The sequence below is a fragment of the Bacillus sp. AY3-1 genome, assembly GCF_008368785.1.
Classification (GTDB): domain Bacteria; phylum Bacillota; class Bacilli; order Bacillales; family Bacillaceae_G; genus Bacillus_A; species Bacillus_A wiedmannii.
The window spans coordinates 206,922-224,751 of record NZ_QORZ01000007.1 but is presented as its reverse complement, the minus strand read 5'-3'; the positions used below and the strand labels follow the sequence as shown (position 1 = coordinate 224,751).

The following is a 17,830-nucleotide window of genomic DNA, read 5'->3' as shown; positions in this document are numbered from 1 at the left end:
AAATAAATATAAAGGAGAATACATTGTTATGCCTCAAAATTCTCATAACATCGAGCACCGCATCTATACAATGTGTATGATCCAACGAAATAATGAAGTTTTACTTATAAAACGCCCCAATCATCGAGGTTTTCCTGGCTACATCGCTCCTGGCGGAAAAGTAGATTTCCCAGAAAGTATCGTTCAAGCTGCTAAACGAGAAGTAAAAGAAGAAACTGGATTACTTGTTTCAAATTTAACTTTTAAAGGATTAGATGAATACGTAAATCCGAAAGAAAATGTTCGATATATGGTATTTAACTATTGGACAGATTCATTTGAAGGTGAACTCCTTTTGAATCCTCCTGAAGGCGAATTATTATGGGTAGCAATCGATACAGCACTAAATCTTCCTATGCAAAATTGGTTTAAAGAGAGATTCCCATTATTTTTTGAAAAAGGTACGTTTGAAATTCAACGTGTTTGGGATCGGGACTTAAATAAACAAGTTGCTATGACAATTACGCATACGTAAAAAGCTTGGTATCTCTCCAAGCTTTTTTTACTTTCCTTCTATTTTCTTAATCTCATAATCAATTTCTAAAAACTTAACTCCAAATATCCACATTCTATGGTTAGCTTTTAATATGTGATTCGTGTTCTCCTTTATAATAAAAGTCTCTGCTAACGGTAAACGAATTGTAAAGAAACGAGTATGTAAATAAATCCCCTCATCTCCTTTACCGTTTCTTCTCAGCTTACTAGTAATGATTAAATCATTACTCTTATTACATAATTTTAAAACCCCCGTCATATTCGAATATGGTAAAGGTAATGCAATATTCATATATGTCTCGCTCTTATATGTGTGCTTTGAGTAAAGAGCTACAAAAATAGATTCTCCTGCTTCATTTTTTCTTAGCCAAGCCCTTACATTCTCCCTTCCATCTTTCTCATCTATTATCCCAACGATAGAGCCATGCATCGTTTCCCACTTACCGCCCATTCCTAAATGTATTTGTCCTACACACTTACTCATTTTCTCATAGCAAAATGCAACCGGACGAAACCAACGAGCCCACTTAATATGCGATTGTAACTCATACTCTTTTGTATTTTCATAAAAACGAGTAATACTTAAAGGAATCTTTGCCATGTCAAATCCCTCACTATGGAAATCGTTCATATTATCAACTAAACCTTTGTATTCCTTGCTATCTATTAAACTTCTGTTATGTAAAAATGCTTCACCAACTGTCGTATTTCCTCTTAACCTGCTCATTGGTTTCCCGTAATATTTATAATTCGGAGCAGTCTTTTCAATCATCCAGCCGACAAATGCGGGTAACGCTACTCCAATTCCATTGACAACACCGTGAATCCAAACCATTTGACCAATTGTAATCGTCATTACATGTTTCAAATTCCCATATGAATATATAAGCGAAAACATAATTGTTACCATGAGTGTACTAGACGATATGACCAGAAGAACCTTTGCACTAATAGCATTAAATTTCGTACGCCAAACATAAATCCCATAACTATAAATAGCGCATAAATATAGGAACACTGCAAAAAATTCAAATACTCTTGAGTACGTAATTCCTATTGCAACTGTCATAGGTGAAATGACGATGACAAACATAATAGCATCATATACTTTACTTCTCTTTTCTCTTTTCCTCCCAATTAAACCAGCTGATAACGGCAATAGAAATGCCGAATAATGAAAGTGTGCAGCTGTAAGCAAAACAATGTCGGAACTAAAGTGCATAATGGAAAACTTTGCTACAGAAGCAAAAAACCAGAAACCACCTAAAAATAAATACATAAACGCACTATCGATAGCTGTCTCTTCTAACGGTTTCCATCCTCTTTCTAGTAATCTACCTACACCAAATAACGCAACAATTCCTGTATATACAAACCAAAGTAACGCAAAGAAATAGTGATTTGTTACGAAAGCTAGCATTGCACTAATTGCTGCGATTGGATATAACAGCGATACAAATTTATAAAATAATACATATGATCCATTTCTTGTTTTCTTATCAATGATGCAAAATGACATCGGTATAAATAACAAAATAGATAATAAAATAATTGCTTCAACTGGGTTTACATTTGACCACTCACATATTAGAAAAATAATATAACAAGCTATCCCAACTATTATATTTTTCATATCACTTATTTCCTCTCCACAAATGTTCCCTTATATGAAAATAATGAACCAATTAATACATTGCGCACTTGTACATGAATTCGAAAACATTGTAGTGTTTCATCATAACTTTCTACAATTTTGGCGTCTCCGTATAAAAACCTAGGTAACGGTACTTTTCTTCCAAACATAAAAAACCATTGTTTCTTTGAAGAGATATGCATCCCGCCTTTTTCATCAATATAAAAATTCAATGTAGAAACGAGTAAATGTGGCTCACCAAAACAATCTACAATTTCATTATTCTCTTCATCCAACTGCATAACAGCGTTAAAGTATCTTTTCTTATTATGAAAATAAAAAGTACGATTCCACCGCACAAGTTCATTTCCATGTTCATCTCGCTCAGCTGTATTATGTATTGTAAATGGCACTTCCTTCCCCCGTTCAGAGAAAAACATTCGAAACTTCGATGCAATTTTTAATATCAATTTTACGAAAAAAGAACCTCCGTAAATTTCATCCATCTTTCCTTCTCCAGTAAAGCTATTTTCTTCCGTGATCTCATAGCGTTTCTGTAATTTCGGATGAAGTTTTTTATAAGAATCCCCTAATAGTCTTTCATAAATATTAGCCATACATTATTCCTTTCTCTTCCTCTTGCAATTTTTTGCACTCGGTAAATCAGAACTATTTATATAACCGACAATCGATAACCCCATAAGTAGAACGTTTAATGTAATTGGATTAAACGGCTCTGTAAAGCTTACGATATTCGTAAAACCCGCCGCTATCGTTAAGGCTATTAACATAAAAATATGTACGATAAATACTTTTCGTTTTGGAAATGACAACAGCCATATGACACCAAAAATAATTTCTAATAATCCAATTATTTTAAGTACAAAAATACTATATTCCGTTGAACCAATTATCACAGATAGCATTTTTACTTCTTCTGAATGAGTAAACACTAGTTTCGGCACTATTCCTTGATACATCCATACAAAAGCAAACAAAAAACATACGAGCCAATATGTCATTGTTCTTCTAATTAGCAATCTCGGATGAAGTCCCTTTTCTAACCATAATTTCAAAGCATCAAAACTCCAAGCAGTCCCCCAGCCTAATAACGGACGAAACATATAGAAATCTATTACATTTCCTATACGACCGAACCTCGTATCGTAATCATATTGCGTCTCAAAATGAATGTGTTCTTTACGCGGTGTATACTTCCAATAACCACGCCCTATTTGAATAAGTGATAATTTATTATCTGTCCAAAATTTTAAAGAAGAAATCCGTTCACCCGTTTCTTTTCTTATTTCTCCTATCGATTCCCCTTCACCAACTATTTCAAGTCCAAATCCAATTTTAGTTTTATATAAAAACTTCTGCGGTTCTCCTTCTTTTTTCTCTAAATACGAAATTTCAGTAAAGCGAGCATCCCATTCTGTATGTATATCTGGTTCCTGTGTATATCCCCATAATTTTTCCATTGTTGTGTTCATTTCTGCCGAAACATAAATAGGCTTTTTCCCCTTCATTCTTCCACCTCCTATGCACTATAAATTTAATGTACATGCAATGAATTTATTTTGCTACAGTTTTCACAAACTACTTCAAGAAAAGAAAGAATTTTTAAAATTTATACAAAACACTTGATTCCCCGAAAAATTTAAATTATTATAAAACAAATGTTACCAACAACTTCATAAATTAAACACTCTCGCCTAAAACGTGAGATAGAGGTTGCGATACTTATGATTATTCTAATGGAGACACAGAGATGTCTATGAAATTAGATGAAAGGAAGTATTGCCGAAATCGATAATTTTCTCTGCATTTATCGATTGGGGCTGTTTTCGAATAGAAACAGAACTGTCATATGTACAGCAGTGTATGTATGAAGAGCTATCTACAAAAAAGAGATATCATTTTTATGGTATTCCTTTTTTGGCGGTTTTTTTATTAGCTCCGTTTTCTGTTTCCCTTTTCCTGTAACAGCACCATCCTCACTTATTTGAGATGGTGTTTTTTGTTTTTCTCTGGTAACTACAGGAATATTGGGATCTATATATGTCCTAATCTATTCTTAAAAATGGATGAAAGAAGGAATTCGTAATGGAAACGATTGTACAAAAATTTGGTGGCACTTCTGTTGGAAGCGTTGAGCGCATTCAACATGTAGCAAATTTAATTATTGAAGAATATGAACGAGGGCATAGCATCGTCTCTGTCGTTTCAGCAATGGGAAAAAGCACAGATGAACTCGTAGCACTTGCTAACGTGATTTCAGAAAATCCGAGTAAACGCGAAATGGATATGCTTCTATCAACAGGAGAGCAAGTGACTATTTCATTATTAACGATGGCACTACAAGCAAAAGGCTATAACGCGACTTCATTAACTGGATGGCAAGCTGGTATTACGACAGAATCTGTACATAGTAGTGCACGGATTACTGAAATTAATACTGATCGAATTCAGTCTTATCTTACTGAAGGCACGATTGTTATTGTAGCTGGCTTCCAAGGAGTTAGTGAAAAGCATGAAATTACAACACTTGGCCGCGGTGGTTCTGATACAACTGCTGTTGCATTAGCTGCTGCACTGAAAGCAAAAAAATGTGATATTTACACGGATGTGACCGGTGTTTATTCGACGGACCCACGAGTTGTAAAAAATGCTTATAAATTAGATGAAATTTCTTATGATGAAATGTTGGAACTTGCAAATCTCGGTGCTGGTGTATTACATCCGCGTGCTGTTGAGTTTGCTAAAAATCACAATGTCATGTTAGAAGTTCGCTCAAGTATGGAACGAGAAAACGGAACAATTGTAAAAGGAGAATGTAACATGGAACAACAATCAATCGTTAAAGGTATTGCATTTGAAGATAATATTACACGCGTCACAATGAAAGGATTAGAACAAGGTGCACTTTCAACAGTTTTCTCTACATTAGCAGCGGCACATATTAATGTAGATATCATCATTCAAAGTATTACAAATGAAGGAACTGTTCATCTCTCCTTCTCAATCCATTCTAATGATTTAAAAGAAACATTAGAGGTATTAGAACAACATCAAGAAACATTACAATATGAATCTGTAGAATATGAAAATCATTTAGCAAAAGTATCAATTGTAGGATCTGGTATGGTCTCTAATCCCGGTGTTGCTGCGAATATGTTCACTACTTTAAAAGAAGAAGATATTCATATTAAAATGGTAAGTACATCAGAAATTAAAGTGTCTGTCGTTATTGATCGCCTTCATTTAGTAGCAGGTGTTGAGGCACTGCATCAATCATTTATGGCGAAAATTGAGCCTTTAGTGCAGATGAGTTAATTTCCACTAGTAAAACTTAAAACAAATTATATAAATCTATTTCTTTCCTATATAAATAGAAACAGGATAGGACTATTTTGCGGGAAAGTCGAAGTTATATTATCGAATTGAAACTACATTATCAAATTCTTAAAATGATAGCATTCACGAAATAAAGTTCTCGCATATTTCAATAGTAAAGGGTTTACGAAGTGTTATTCGTTAACAAGATTTTATATACTATGCCCGAAAACACCTTGTCACATTTTCCTACACTGTAACAAGGTGTTTTTTGTTTAGAAGAGATTTTAGTATAATTATGAGGATAATTAGATAATAAATTTATACATATAAGGAGATAAAGACTATGGCAAACAACAAATTACTAAGAATGGATAATGTCAGCATCGTTGTAGAATCTCTTGATAACGCAATCTCTTTCTTCGAAGAGATTGGATTAAAACTCGAAGGGCGAGCTACTGTCGAAGGTGAATGGGCTGGTCGCGTAACTGGACTCGGTTCTCAGTGCGTAGAAATTGCTATGATGGTTACGCCAGATGGCCATAGCCGAATTGAACTTTCGCGATTTCTCACCCCCCCTACTATTGCAGATCATCGGACAGCTCCTGTAAATGCCCTCGGTTATTTACGCGTCATGTTCACCGTTGAGGACATTGACGAAATGGTATCCAGACTGACTAAACATGGTGCTCAGCTCGTTGGTGAAGTAGTTCAGTATGAGAACTCGTATCGACTCTGCTACATTCGTGGAACCGAAGGAATTTTAATTGGTTTAGCGGAAGAACTCGGTAACAAATAAGTAATGTTTTATTAGAAGTCTTTACTGAAGTAAAAATATTTGAAAGAACTTTACGCTTAATAAAACTTAGATTTTGAACCCCGTCCTAGCTTTAGAGCGGGGTTATGCTTGTTTGAACTTTTTAACATACTATCAACATCCCGAAATCATTATAAAACAATTCAATTACTTGTTATACTCTTTCCTAGGAAATATAACCGACTCTTCTCACTTCTTATCATATATATCTTTTCTTGTGAACTACCCACCACTTAGTATCTCTTACGAGCTTACTTGAAGTAGGGGCTTCTCGGTTCATCGCTACTTTTGATAGCTAACGAATTTGTCCTAGGACAGCCGAGCTAACTCCCTTGTTCCAAAGGTTATTTTATTACTATTTATGCCAACACTAATAAGCGGATGGCTTCCTTTTTGATATTGATCGCTGCATTATAATCACGGCCAATTGTGAGTCCACACAAACACGCATACGTGCGTTCACATAACGGCATTTCTTTTTTATTTCCACAATTACTACACATCTTTGTAGAAGGAAACCATTTATCTATTTTTACAAGCTGTTTTCCTTGTTCTTGTAGCTTATATGCTAAAAATGTCGTGAACATCCTCCAACTGTTATCCGCTACACTCTTACCAAATCTAAATGCTCGTGACATTCCTTTCATATGTAAGTCTTCGATTGCTACAACGTCAAAACTCGTAGCTAATTCTTTAGACTTATGATGAAGAAAATTTTCACGTTGATTGGCGACCTTTTCATGCAATTTCGCTACACGAATACGTTGTTTATTCCAGCGCTCTGAACCTTTCACACGTCTTGCTAATACTCGTTGTGCCTTCGCTAATTTCTCTAACATCTGACGATAAAAGCGAGGATAATTGGCTTTCTCATCTTCGCTACTCACATACAATTCAGCCATTGCGAAGTCTAATCCAACTACACTTTGTACTTCTTTTTGTACAATCTCTTTTTCATATTCAGTCAAGACGGACACATAGTATTTACCAGTAGGTGTCATCGAAATCGTACACGATTTGATGATATGTTTTGGTGGGATTTCTCTATGTTGCTTCAGTTTTACCATTTTCAACTTTGGTAATTTGATATAACCATGAAATAACATAATATTTCCGTTTACTCGATTCGTTGTATAGGATTTTCTACTTTTTTTACTTTTGAATGTAGGGAAATCACTTTGCCCACTAAAAAAATTCTTATACGCAGTTTGCAAGTTTAATTGCGCGTTGGCCAATGCCAATGAATCAACTTCTTTCAACCATTCATACTCTGTCTTATATTTCGCAGGAGTAGGGAATTTTTCTTTCTTTAGTTCTTCCTTGTTCTCTTTATATTTTTCATATACTTCTTTTCGTTCAACTAACATTTTGTTATACACAAAACGTACACACCCGAATGTTTTTCGTATAAGATGTGCTTGTTCTTCTGTTGGATACAGACGAAATTTATACGCCTTATTCTGCTTTGGCATATCCATTCACCTCATTTTCCGCTTCATTTTCCATAAGCTATGACGGTGATCACACAACCTGAACACTACAAGATTATTTTCTATTTTCATTGTTATACCAAAATTCCACTCTTATAAGACTGATTATATCAGAGGCGAAATAAATAGGAAAACCAAACTCATTCTCTTTCTCAAAATCCTCATCTTCATCAATATGTATTTTCTCTTTCAAATTTTGGTTCCCTTTTATTAACTCATCGAGCGTAACATTATACATTTCACTCAATAAAATCAAATTTTCAATATCAGGGCAACTTTTATCATTTTCCCACTTACCCCGCTTTAACAGGCAGTAAATCTCATCAAAGCTTTTAAGCACAAACAAGGCAGCCAGATGCGATTAACTGCCTATAAAAGCCCGATTGGTTCAACTAATAATCAGTAGGATAAATCGCCCACTGATTAAAGTTTCACTTTATATACCGCTTGCCTCGTTATACCAATCTTTTTAGCAACATCTTCCTGCGAAAACCCTTTTGACTCTCGTAATCTTTTAAGTTGTTGTCCTAAGCTCATAACGTCCCCTTCTTTAACAAATTATGACATAATAGGAGATAAAAAAGAAAGAAACTATTGGTAAAATCCACTGTAAACCATTCGTTTACACAATAAAAAAGAGAGAATAACTCTTTGAGCTATCCTCTCTCTTCTATTAAAACAGATGAATGTTTTCTTTCTTGCAAGCTTCACGTAAATCGTCAGGCCATACAGAAGATTGAACTTCACCAATATGTGCTTTACGTAAGAAGTACATGCACATTCTTGATTGTCCAATACCACCGCCAATTGTTAACGGTAGTACGTCTTCTAAAATACCTTTATGGAAATCGTACTCACGTTTGAAGTCTTCACCTGTTTTCGTTAACTGCTCATCAAGTGATTTACTATCAACACGAATTCCCATTGATGATAATTCGAATGAAGATTGTAATACTGGGTGCCAGAATAAAATGTCACCGTTTAATTTCCAATCATCATAATCAGCTGCGCGTCCATCATGCTTTTCACCTGAACGAAGTGCATCACCAATTCCGATAATAAAGACTGCACCGTGTTCTTTCGCAATTGCATGTTCACGATCTTTCGGTGTTAATTCTGGATATTTATCTTCTAGTTCTTGGGAAGTGATGAAAACAATTTCTTCTGGTAAATACTTTCCAAGGAACGGATACTTTTCAAATAAGTGGTCTTCTAAATCTTTGAATATTCCATAAATTGTTTGTACTGTTTCTTGCAAGTAATCTACAGTACGCCATTCTTTTTGAACGATTTTTTCCCAATCCCATTGGTCAACGTAAATGGAATGTGTTGCATCAAGTTCTTCATCACGACGAATCGCGTTCATGTTTGTATATAAACCTTCACCAGCTTCATATCCGTATTCATGTAATGCGAATCTTTTCCACTTCGCTAGTGAGTGAACAATTTCTAATTCTTCTCCTGAATGTAACATATCAAATTCAATTGGACGTTCTACACCGTTTAAATGATCGTTTAATCCTGATTTTTTCGTTACGAATAATGGTGCAGACACGCGGAATAGTTCAAGGCGTTTTGCTAATTGATCCTCGAAAAATGTTTTAACTTCCTTAATTGCGATTTGAGTCTCTCTTACTGTCATTAATGATTGATACATGGTGGTTTCCTCCTAAAATGTTTGGATGTTGTGAAAAGAAGCCAACAAAAAAAGCCCTTCTTTCCCAAAAAACTGGGACGAAAGACTTTGGTTCCGCGGTACCACCCAAATTAGCAACAGAGGTTGCTCACTTATACAATACGGAGATGAAATATCTCGATACTGTTCTTCTTGTAACGGCGAAGTTCCCGGCTAAGTCTACTTTCCTGTAAAGGATTTCGGTTAGCAACTCCAGGAGGTTCTTCATAATAGGCTTCGTATCAGGCTCACACCACCCCTGACTCGCTTAAACTACTTCCTACTACTACTCGTCCTTTCATAGTCGTTTTGTTGTCACATCTCTGAAACATTTTATTAATGATTATTCTATACAAAAAATAAAGAAAGTCAACAAAAATTTAAAAATATTTTTCAATTCTTTATTTTACGGCTTTATTGATTGTTTTCAATATAACGTCTTCACTTCTTTTGTCTTGTCAATCCAAAAAACGTTTCACTAACCGAAACTAACATATACACAACAAGTAATGTAATCGTTCGAAATATAGAATCCGCAGTATTTCGTATTATTTTCATTTTCTTTGTAATTCCTTTCAGTTTACTTGCAAATTCGTGTTATACTATAACATTCAAGCAGTTTATTTTTACTTAAAGCAATCATAGTCATTTATAAAGAGTATGTTCTAAATCATTGACTATTATCAAATAAGATTTTTATATAACGGAGTGATCATATGAGTAAAACGAAAGCAAAACCGAAAAAAGGTGTAGGGCAAGGTACAGGAAGTAAAGGATGGAATCGTTGGCAATCAAGTGCAAAGAAAAAGGCAGCTGCCAAGCCATATAAAAGTAAAGGGACTAAAAAATAAATTCTGTATTATCTCTTTACTTTGTTCAAAACAAATTATAATTATTACACTAAAAAAGCTATGCTCTCATACATGTGAAAGCATAGCTTTTTATATTAAATCATTAAAATATCTCGTATTTCTTCCTCCGTGATTGATGATAATTTCTCTTCTCCTGGCTCAATCACTTCAGCGATTAAATTTTTCTTACTCTCTTGCAGTTCATGCATTTTTTCCTCAATTGTTCCGTGGGCTACTAATTTTATAACTTGTACTGTATTTTTTTGTCCCATTCGATATGCTCTATCAGCTGCTTGTTGTTCAACAGCTGGATTCCACCATAAATCGTATAATATAACCGTATCGGCACCCGTTAAGTTAAGACCCGTACCACCAGCTTTTAAAGAAATGAGAAATAGATCCCCTTCCCCCTCGTTAAACCGATTACATAGCTCTACACGTTCTTGTGATGGTGTACTCCCGTCTAAATAAAAGTATGGAATCGCTTGACGATTTAACTCACGACCAATAATAGACAGCATCTTCGTAAATTGAGAAAAGATTAAAATTCTCTTACCAGTACTTCTGCATTCCTCTAGTATCTCTAATAGTTGTTCAAATTTAGCTGAACTACCCTTATAATCATCAACGAATAAAGCCGGATGATTACAAATTTGTCGCAATCTCGTTAAGCCAGCTAAAATTCTAATTTTATTTTTACGTAACGTATCTTTATCTAAATGTTTTAACGTTTCTTCCCTTAATTTCGCTAAATAAGCAGCATAAAGTCTCTTTTGATCTGGTAATAACTCCGATGACTGTAAGTGCTCTATTTTATCTGGAAGCTCCTGTAATACGTCTTCTTTTAATCGTCTTAATACGAAAGGTTTTACGCGCTTCGCTATATCTTCGCGCCTTAAATCACCGAATTCTTTTCTTCCTGGTAATAATTCCGGAAATACGACATGGAAGATAGACCATAGCTCTTCTAATGAATTTTCTACAGGCGTTCCCGTTAGCCCGAAACGAAATTCAGCTTGAATTGTTTTCACTGCTTTTGCAGTTTGGGTTGTAGGATTTTTAAACGCCTGTGCTTCATCAAGAAACAGTGTATGAAACGGCCTCGCATACGATCTTATATCTCTTCTCAGTAATGGATATGACGTAATTACGACATCAAATTCCACTATGTCTTTTAATATTTTTCGCCGCTCTGTTTGATTTCCATCTGCAATAACCGCTCTAATATGCGGGGCGAATTTTTTCAATTCACTAAACCAATTGTAAACGAGAGAGGACGGTGAAACGACTAATATAGGTAGTTTCTTTTCTCGAATTTCAGGCAACACAGAATCTATGTAAGCAATACTTTGCAGCGTTTTTCCAAGTCCCATATCATCTGCTAAAATACCGCCAAAACGGTAATAGGCGAGTGTTTTCATCCACTCAAATCCGTATACTTGATACTCTCTCATTACAGCATTTAAAGTTTGCGGCACTGTAAACTTTAATTTTTTCGGATTTTGAATGCTTTCTACTAAATCTTGAACAGACTCATCTAAACTTAAAACATTACCTTCGTGAAGTCCGTTCATCCATTTTACACTCCGGATAAGCGGAACGTTCACTTCTTCTCCGTGTAAAAACTCTTTCCGAATACCCGATTCTTTTACAAACTGATTAATTTCATTAAATTCTTTGCTCTCTAGTGATAATAAAGAACCATTCGCTAATCGGTAATATTTGCGTTTCTCTTCCAGAGCCACTAACACACCTTTAATTTCCGCTTCCGGTATTCCTTTTATATCAAAACGAAATGATAACCAATCAATTCTTTCTTTTCTTCTCACTCTAATAAGAGGTGCGGTATCGCCTTTATGAATGCGTAATTTAATTGCTGTCGTCGCATAAATATCAACTAAGCCTTTTAACGACGGAACGACGTGATATAAAAAGTTATACTCAGCCTCTTCATTATGCATAAAGTAACCACCTTCTGTTTTCGCGAAGGCACTTTCACTCATAATGTCTAAAATCTCTTTTTCCTTTTTCTCATCACGATTAAAAACAGACGGCTGTCCGTCTTCTTCTAACGGATTGATCATGACGTTTCCATAATGAAATTCAAGACCTGCTAACAAACGATTTTTCACTCGATCTAAATACAGTTTTGCTTTTAGCGACGGCGTTTCAACACGATCTGATATTACTTCATCAATTCGTACCGTTCCAAGTTTCATTAATCCTGGCACAACTTTGGCTACGAAATGTTCCATCTTACTTTCAGGAATATAAAACTGATTGCTATTTGAGCGACTCATCATCTTTTGTAATTCAATAAGTCGCATACAATCTTCCATAGGTAAATGATATAATTTCCCATCGTAAAGAGCGTTGTTATACATTTCCATAACTTGAACAAGATTTAGGCCGTCTATATGAAGTGTGAATCCACCATTATTTCCTTTCGTAAACTCAAAATGTAATGGCAATAAACCGTTTGAAATTTGTAAGCCCTGAAACTGTTGTTCATTTTGTTTCAGCTGTACATACTCAACTTTAGAAAGTGAAGAGAGCATATCTTTCCAAGAAGCTGGCGGTATGAATATCATACTTTCATCTTGTTTCGCATGTACTTCTAACGCATCTTCATACATTTTTTCATTATGATACATTTTAATAAGCTGCTGAATAACCGCATCCGTTTCTTGCCTGAAGCTATGTACATCTGGTGTGTATGTAAATTCATTAGAACAATGAAAAGCCTCTCTTTTTTCCACTTTAGAAAGAAATTCTCTAATATGATTTATAAAATATGTTTTCGCAAGTTTTAACTGAATTCCAAGAAGGGCCCCACCACTTTTCGTAGCCACTGGTGAACATATAAAAGCAACATCTAATATTTCACGTATATCAAAACGGTGTTGTTTACTTTTGGGCCTAAGTGGTTTGGCTGCAAACAACTGAAACATCCCGCTCGTTAATTGATCATTTCCGCTCATATTTTCACTACTAGCAGGGAGCATCACACCCGTTTGCTGGTTATAATTTATTTGTATAAGGACGGCTGCAACATGTTGACAGTACGTTTGAAAAGACGCTAATGAAGGACAACTACATCTCGCAACTACATCACCTTTTTTAGCTTTTTCTACTGTAACATGAAAATCTTCATTCCCTTTTACCGTCGCCTCACAAATTTCTTTCGTTTCATCATAATGATTCACAATTACTTTATTTGCTTTATAATAAGCTTCGCCTCTTTTATATGAGGTCTCTCCGCATACTTCTTTAATAATCGATTTATTTAATGTAAAACTCATTGTTTTGACACTTCCTTAATGTAAAACCATTTTCTCTTACTTAACATTTTACATGCTCTACGAGAAAATATAAAATATTGATTTAACAAAAAAAGATGCTTATTTATAAGCACCTTCTTCACTCTATCTCCATCAACCTTTTCGCCTCAAAATATAACACCTGAATAAATTTCTTCGTATTAATTCGTATATGGCCAGAAGTCGCTATTTCATCCTTTGTCATTTCTGTCATTCGTTTTCTAACTACAGTGAAATCAAAAAACTTTGGGGCATAGCTTTCAAATTTCGGATTTGAAAAATCTGTTAACCCTAAAGAGGCCAAATGATTTAACGACTGATAAATCGCTCTGCGCACTCTTTGTTCAGATGCTTTTTTCTCTTTATCAATATCCGTATCTAAAGCTTCATCCCCTAATTTTTTTATCGTAATATAGTGAAAAATATCTTTTAACGCAGGAAAGCCAAATTCAAATGTTTGCGCCTTTTCTTGCCCATATAAATATTCCAGCATACTAAGTAAATCTTTACTTCCGTTCTCTCCCGCAATACCGAGTTCTGCTAGTAAGAAGCGTCCTGAATCTGATATCTTTTTTCCCTCTTGCACTGTTTCACTACGCATTTGCGGCTTTTCCCACTGAAACACATTATTTAATGATTTTTGAATGTCATATATAGAACGTTCCAAACGAATACGCTCCATCACTTTTCGTACAACAGATATTACTTCTATTTTGTTTAGTGGTTTCGTAATATAATATTCTACACCAAGTGTATACGCCTCACCGATGAGCTGTTTCGATTCAACTTGGGAAATCATAATAATTTTCCCAGTAAATGAAGACGCTATATGGCGAACTGTTTCAATGCCGTCTCTCATTGGCATTAATAAATCAATAAATAAAATATCTACTTTTTTATAATTTAGCTGTTCTGCTTCAATAAACGCTCCATCTTCCGATTCTCCAATTACTTCCCCAAGATCGCCATCCTCAATAATTTGCGAAAGCATTGAACGGAAAACTTCATCATCATCTACAATATAATAAAACAAACCTATTCCCCTTCCCGCTTTAAACTGCACTCCGGTAAACAAACGATAAACTTACACCCTTTTCCTGTTTCATTGTCTTCTAACCTTACTTCTCCGCCGAGCTCTGTTACCATTTCGTGTATGTAAGAAAGTCCAATACCTGTTGATGGTGTTCCTGTTTGATCATACTTGGAAGTAAACCCTGGCTTAAATACTAATTTCTTATACTTTTGTGCAATACCAGGGCCATCGTCAATTACTTCAAAGATTACATGTTGATCTCGTTTATATAACTTAATACGAATGAGACCTCTATCTTCAATTGCTTCCACTGCATTGGCAACTAAGTTATTAAAGATTGATAGCACTGTATACACGTGATATGCAGCGTGTTCACCTTCTATATGTTTTGAAAAACGTATATCTTTCCCTAGCATTTCAGCATATTTCTCATTTATTCTTACGATCATTTCTGTAAGCTCATGTCCTTCTACATACTCAGCCACATTTTTATCTAATAACAGTTTAGATAATCCTGCAAAAATCCTTTGATTATCCTTTTTAATTTCGTGCACTTCTCCTGCTATTTTCAATGCTATTTTACTGCTAGAATCATCGCTTGTCTGTAAATTCCGATATAGTTGATATGCTTCTTGTGTAATCAATTCTGCATTTTGTAACGTTTTTTTCAAGTGAACAGATTCTACATATAAATTTGAAAGATGCATGAACATTTTTTCATTTTCTTTTCGGACTTGTGACTCTTTTAATTTCGTTTCATATAAAATCATCATATTTAAAAAGCCAAGTGCAAAGAAACTACGAAAAATAGCAATAATAATTAATTTATTCACTTCAGAAACTGTTATCGTTGTACCGAGTACTACCATATGATAAATCGCAAGTTCTGACATACTTGCGATAATTTCAATTGTAATTCCAAGGCACCCAATAACGATTGGTTTCTGATGAAACTTATTCACCCTACAAAGTGAAAAAAGACTTCCATAAATAAAATAATAGAAGAACACAGGATAGCGCAAATAAAATGATTCTGTCATATGAAATGAACCTTGCATGATCCAATCAAGGCATACACGGAATAAAACGACACATATACCGACAAGAATACCTGCAGCCGCTGCTGGTATTCTTCTTAAAAATAATAATAAAAAAAAGAAAAGCGGTGTCCCAAAGCTAACGCGAAACGTATCGTTAAAAGGATGAAAATTAAGCTCTCCAGCAATCGGAACAACAACCATTAATATAATTAAAAGGGATATATCTTTCTTCCATAATTGATTCCAATTCAAAGGTGCCACTTCCTATACTTTTTTCGACAATAAAAGTGAAAGCCCGCTTATTATAATAAACGGGCTTTATTTCTATATTCTAACCTTTTCTACCGCTTTTATTTGGCGGTACTCCGGCTCCCATATTGCTTCTTTCACTGCAATCTTGATATCGTTATCACTTAAGTTCTCTCTAGCAACACCTTCTGCAACAGCAACTTTCGCTACTTCAATTGCAACCATTTCCGAGATATTACGTAACTCTTCAACTTCTGGCAAAATAGGTGCTCCTGGCTGACTTGTATCTACCATGCTGGCAACTGCTTCAGCAGCTGCTGCAAACATTCCATCCGTCATGACGCTTGCACGTACGACAATTGTTCCAAGACCAAGACCTGGGAAAATAAGTGCGTTATTTGATTGTCCAATCACATACGTTACACCGTTGTATGTAACCGGTTCAAATGGACTTCCTGTTGCAACTAATGCTCTTCCTTCTGTCCACTCGATTAAATCAGCTGGTTTTGCTTCAGCAAGTGGCGTCGGATTCGACATCGGTAAAATGATTGGTCTTTCTACGTGAGAAGCCATTTCTTTAATAATCTCTTCTTTGAATGCTCCTGCAACAGTTGATGTACCGATTAAAATTGTCGGTTTTACATGCTTCACAACTTCAGCAAGTCCGATCACATCATTTTGTTTCCACTCACTTACTTCCGCTTCTTTTCTTGCATATGGAATTTGGAAATCAAGAAGATCTTCCATATTATTTGTAACTAACCCGTTACGATCAATACACCAGAAACGCTTATATGATTCTTCTTCTGATACACCAACGCGGACCATTGCATCTCTAACTTGATCTGCGATACCGATTCCAGCCGTACCAGCACCAAATACAACAACGCGGTGTTCACTTAAAGGTACACCCGAAACTTTCACTGCCGATAACACAGCAGCCAGTGAAACTGCACCTGTACCTTGAATATCATCATTAAATGTACAAATATCATGACGATATTTATCTAAAATTTTTCGTGCATTTCGAGAGCTAAAGTCTTCCCAATGTAAAAGTGCTTTCGGGAATTGTTTATTCACTGCTTGTACAAATGTATCAATAAATTTATCGTAAGCTTCACCAGTTATACGAGGGTGACGATTTCCAATATAAAATGGATTGTTTAATAGTTCCTCACGATTTGTACCCACATCTAAAATTACCGGTAATACACGGCTAGGATCGATACCAACTGCGGCCGTATAAACAGCTAATTTCCCGATTGCGATGTTTATACCACCAACACCCCAGTCACCAATTCCAAGTATGCCTTCTCCATCTGTTACAACGACTAAATCAATGTTTTCAGCTGTTGCACCGATATTAGCAAATGCGTCTTCAATACCTGACGGATCATTAATTGATAAATACACACCACGTGGTTTACGGTATTCATGACTATACCTTTGAATCGCTACGCCTACTGTTGGTGTATATACGATTGGTAACATTTCACGTAAATGATTTGTTAATATACGATAAAATAACACTTCATTTCGATCATGTAACGCTGTTAAGTATACGTTCTTTAATAAATCATCCGGCTGAGAACAAAATTGTTCATATGCTCGGCGTGCTTGTTCTTCTAATGTTAAAACTGCTGGCGGTAAAAGCCCTTTTAAACCTAATTCTTCTCTCTCTTCTTGCGTGAAAGCGACCCCTTTATTTAAAAGTGGTGTTGATAATACTTCTACTCCTCTTAATGTCGTTTCTAATGAACCATTAGAAGCTACTGTAAACTTACTCATAACATCCCTACCTCTATTCATATATAGCATTTCTATATTGTAAACAAAAAAGAGGGGATTGTCC

Annotated in this window: 14 protein-coding genes, 1 pseudogene, 1 riboswitch and 1 other annotated feature; of the genes and pseudogenes, 4 read left to right on the top strand and 11 right to left on the bottom strand. The window is 35.2% G+C overall.

Translation table 11 applies throughout. The annotated features are described in order from the left end of the window. The first annotated feature begins 28 nt into the window (after positions 1-28). The gene (locus DN389_RS04850; RefSeq protein ID WP_149236865.1) at positions 29-514 is read left to right on the top strand and encodes an 8-oxo-dGTP diphosphatase; all 486 of its coding nucleotides are present in this window, start codon (positions 29-31) and stop codon (positions 512-514) included. 27 nt (positions 515-541) lie between these two features. Here DN389_RS04850 and DN389_RS04845 read toward each other — a convergent pair whose 3' ends face one another. From DN389_RS04845 to DN389_RS04835, 3 genes are read right to left on the bottom strand one after another with little or no spacing between them, the layout of a single operon-like run. Next, complete coding sequence (locus tag DN389_RS04845; protein ID WP_149236864.1) at positions 542-2,167, bottom strand: YndJ family protein; 1,626 nt, start codon at positions 2,165-2,167, stop codon at positions 542-544. 5 nt (positions 2,168-2,172) lie between these two features. Beyond that, complete coding sequence (locus DN389_RS04840; RefSeq protein ID WP_046959052.1) at positions 2,173-2,784, bottom strand: DUF4166 domain-containing protein; 612 nt, start codon at positions 2,782-2,784, stop codon at positions 2,173-2,175. 3 nt (positions 2,785-2,787) lie between these two features. Beyond that, positions 2,788-3,696 carry a DoxX-like family protein gene (locus DN389_RS04835; protein WP_149236863.1) on the bottom strand — a complete coding sequence of 303 codons (909 nt, stop codon included), beginning with the start codon at positions 3,694-3,696 and terminating at the stop codon, positions 2,788-2,790. Between the two features lie 191 nt (positions 3,697-3,887). Next, a riboswitch (Lysine riboswitch) is annotated at positions 3,888-4,074 on the top strand. 199 nt (positions 4,075-4,273) lie between these two features. On the opposite strand from DN389_RS04835, the gene DN389_RS04825 reads away from it, so the two are divergent. Continuing rightward, on the top strand, positions 4,274-5,503 hold the full coding sequence (locus tag DN389_RS04825; protein ID WP_149236862.1) for an aspartate kinase: 1,230 nt from the start codon (positions 4,274-4,276) through the stop codon (positions 5,501-5,503). A 346-nt stretch (positions 5,504-5,849) separates the two neighbouring features. Further along, a complete protein-coding gene (locus DN389_RS04820) occupies positions 5,850-6,302 on the top strand; it encodes a VOC family protein (RefSeq protein ID WP_061676617.1) in 453 nt (150 codons plus the stop codon). Between the two features lie 377 nt (positions 6,303-6,679). Here the strand turns inward: DN389_RS04820 and DN389_RS04815 are convergent, their stop codons facing one another. The 4 genes and pseudogenes from DN389_RS04815 to asnA all read right to left on the bottom strand — a co-directional run bounded on the left by DN389_RS04815 (position 6,680) and on the right by asnA (position 9,467). Further along, positions 6,680-7,792, bottom strand: a complete 1,113-nt coding sequence (locus DN389_RS04815) for an RNA-guided endonuclease TnpB family protein (protein WP_060489895.1) — start codon at positions 7,790-7,792, stop codon at positions 6,680-6,682. A gap of 118 nt (positions 7,793-7,910) precedes the next feature. Continuing rightward, positions 7,911-8,150: pseudogene (locus DN389_RS04810) on the bottom strand (helix-turn-helix domain-containing protein); the annotation flags it as partial. 83 nt (positions 8,151-8,233) lie between these two features. After that, complete coding sequence (locus DN389_RS04805) at positions 8,234-8,347, bottom strand: helix-turn-helix transcriptional regulator (protein ID WP_088092057.1); 114 nt, start codon at positions 8,345-8,347, stop codon at positions 8,234-8,236. A 136-nt stretch (positions 8,348-8,483) separates the two neighbouring features. Continuing rightward, on the bottom strand, positions 8,484-9,467 hold the full coding sequence (asnA, locus tag DN389_RS04800; RefSeq protein ID WP_000284898.1) for an aspartate--ammonia ligase: 984 nt from the start codon (positions 9,465-9,467) through the stop codon (positions 8,484-8,486). A gap of 70 nt (positions 9,468-9,537) precedes the next feature. Beyond that, positions 9,538-9,796: a binding site (T-box leader), on the bottom strand. 405 nt (positions 9,797-10,201) lie between these two features. Here asnA and DN389_RS04795 point away from each other — a divergent pair. Further along, entirely contained in the window at positions 10,202-10,336 is a 135-nt protein-coding gene (locus DN389_RS04795) for a DUF3934 domain-containing protein (protein WP_000047588.1), read from the top strand. A 95-nt stretch (positions 10,337-10,431) separates the two neighbouring features. Here the strand turns inward: DN389_RS04795 and DN389_RS04790 are convergent, their stop codons facing one another. From DN389_RS04790 to malS, 4 genes are all read right to left on the bottom strand, one after another. Then, on the bottom strand, positions 10,432-13,638 hold the full coding sequence (locus tag DN389_RS04790; protein ID WP_098191236.1) for a DEAD/DEAH box helicase: 3,207 nt from the start codon (positions 13,636-13,638) through the stop codon (positions 10,432-10,434). Positions 13,639-13,756: 118 nt separating this feature from the next. Continuing rightward, positions 13,757-14,689 (bottom strand): response regulator, encoded by a 933-nt coding sequence (locus DN389_RS04785; protein WP_097917590.1) that lies wholly within the window; start codon positions 14,687-14,689, stop codon positions 13,757-13,759. A gap of 2 nt (positions 14,690-14,691) precedes the next feature. Continuing rightward, complete coding sequence (locus DN389_RS04780) at positions 14,692-15,990, bottom strand: sensor histidine kinase (RefSeq protein ID WP_088121817.1); 1,299 nt, start codon at positions 15,988-15,990, stop codon at positions 14,692-14,694. Positions 15,991-16,053: 63 nt separating this feature from the next. After that, positions 16,054-17,766 carry an oxaloacetate-decarboxylating malate dehydrogenase gene (gene malS / locus DN389_RS04775; RefSeq protein WP_046955274.1) on the bottom strand — a complete coding sequence of 571 codons (1,713 nt, stop codon included), beginning with the start codon at positions 17,764-17,766 and terminating at the stop codon, positions 16,054-16,056. Positions 17,767-17,830 lie beyond the last annotated feature (64 nt).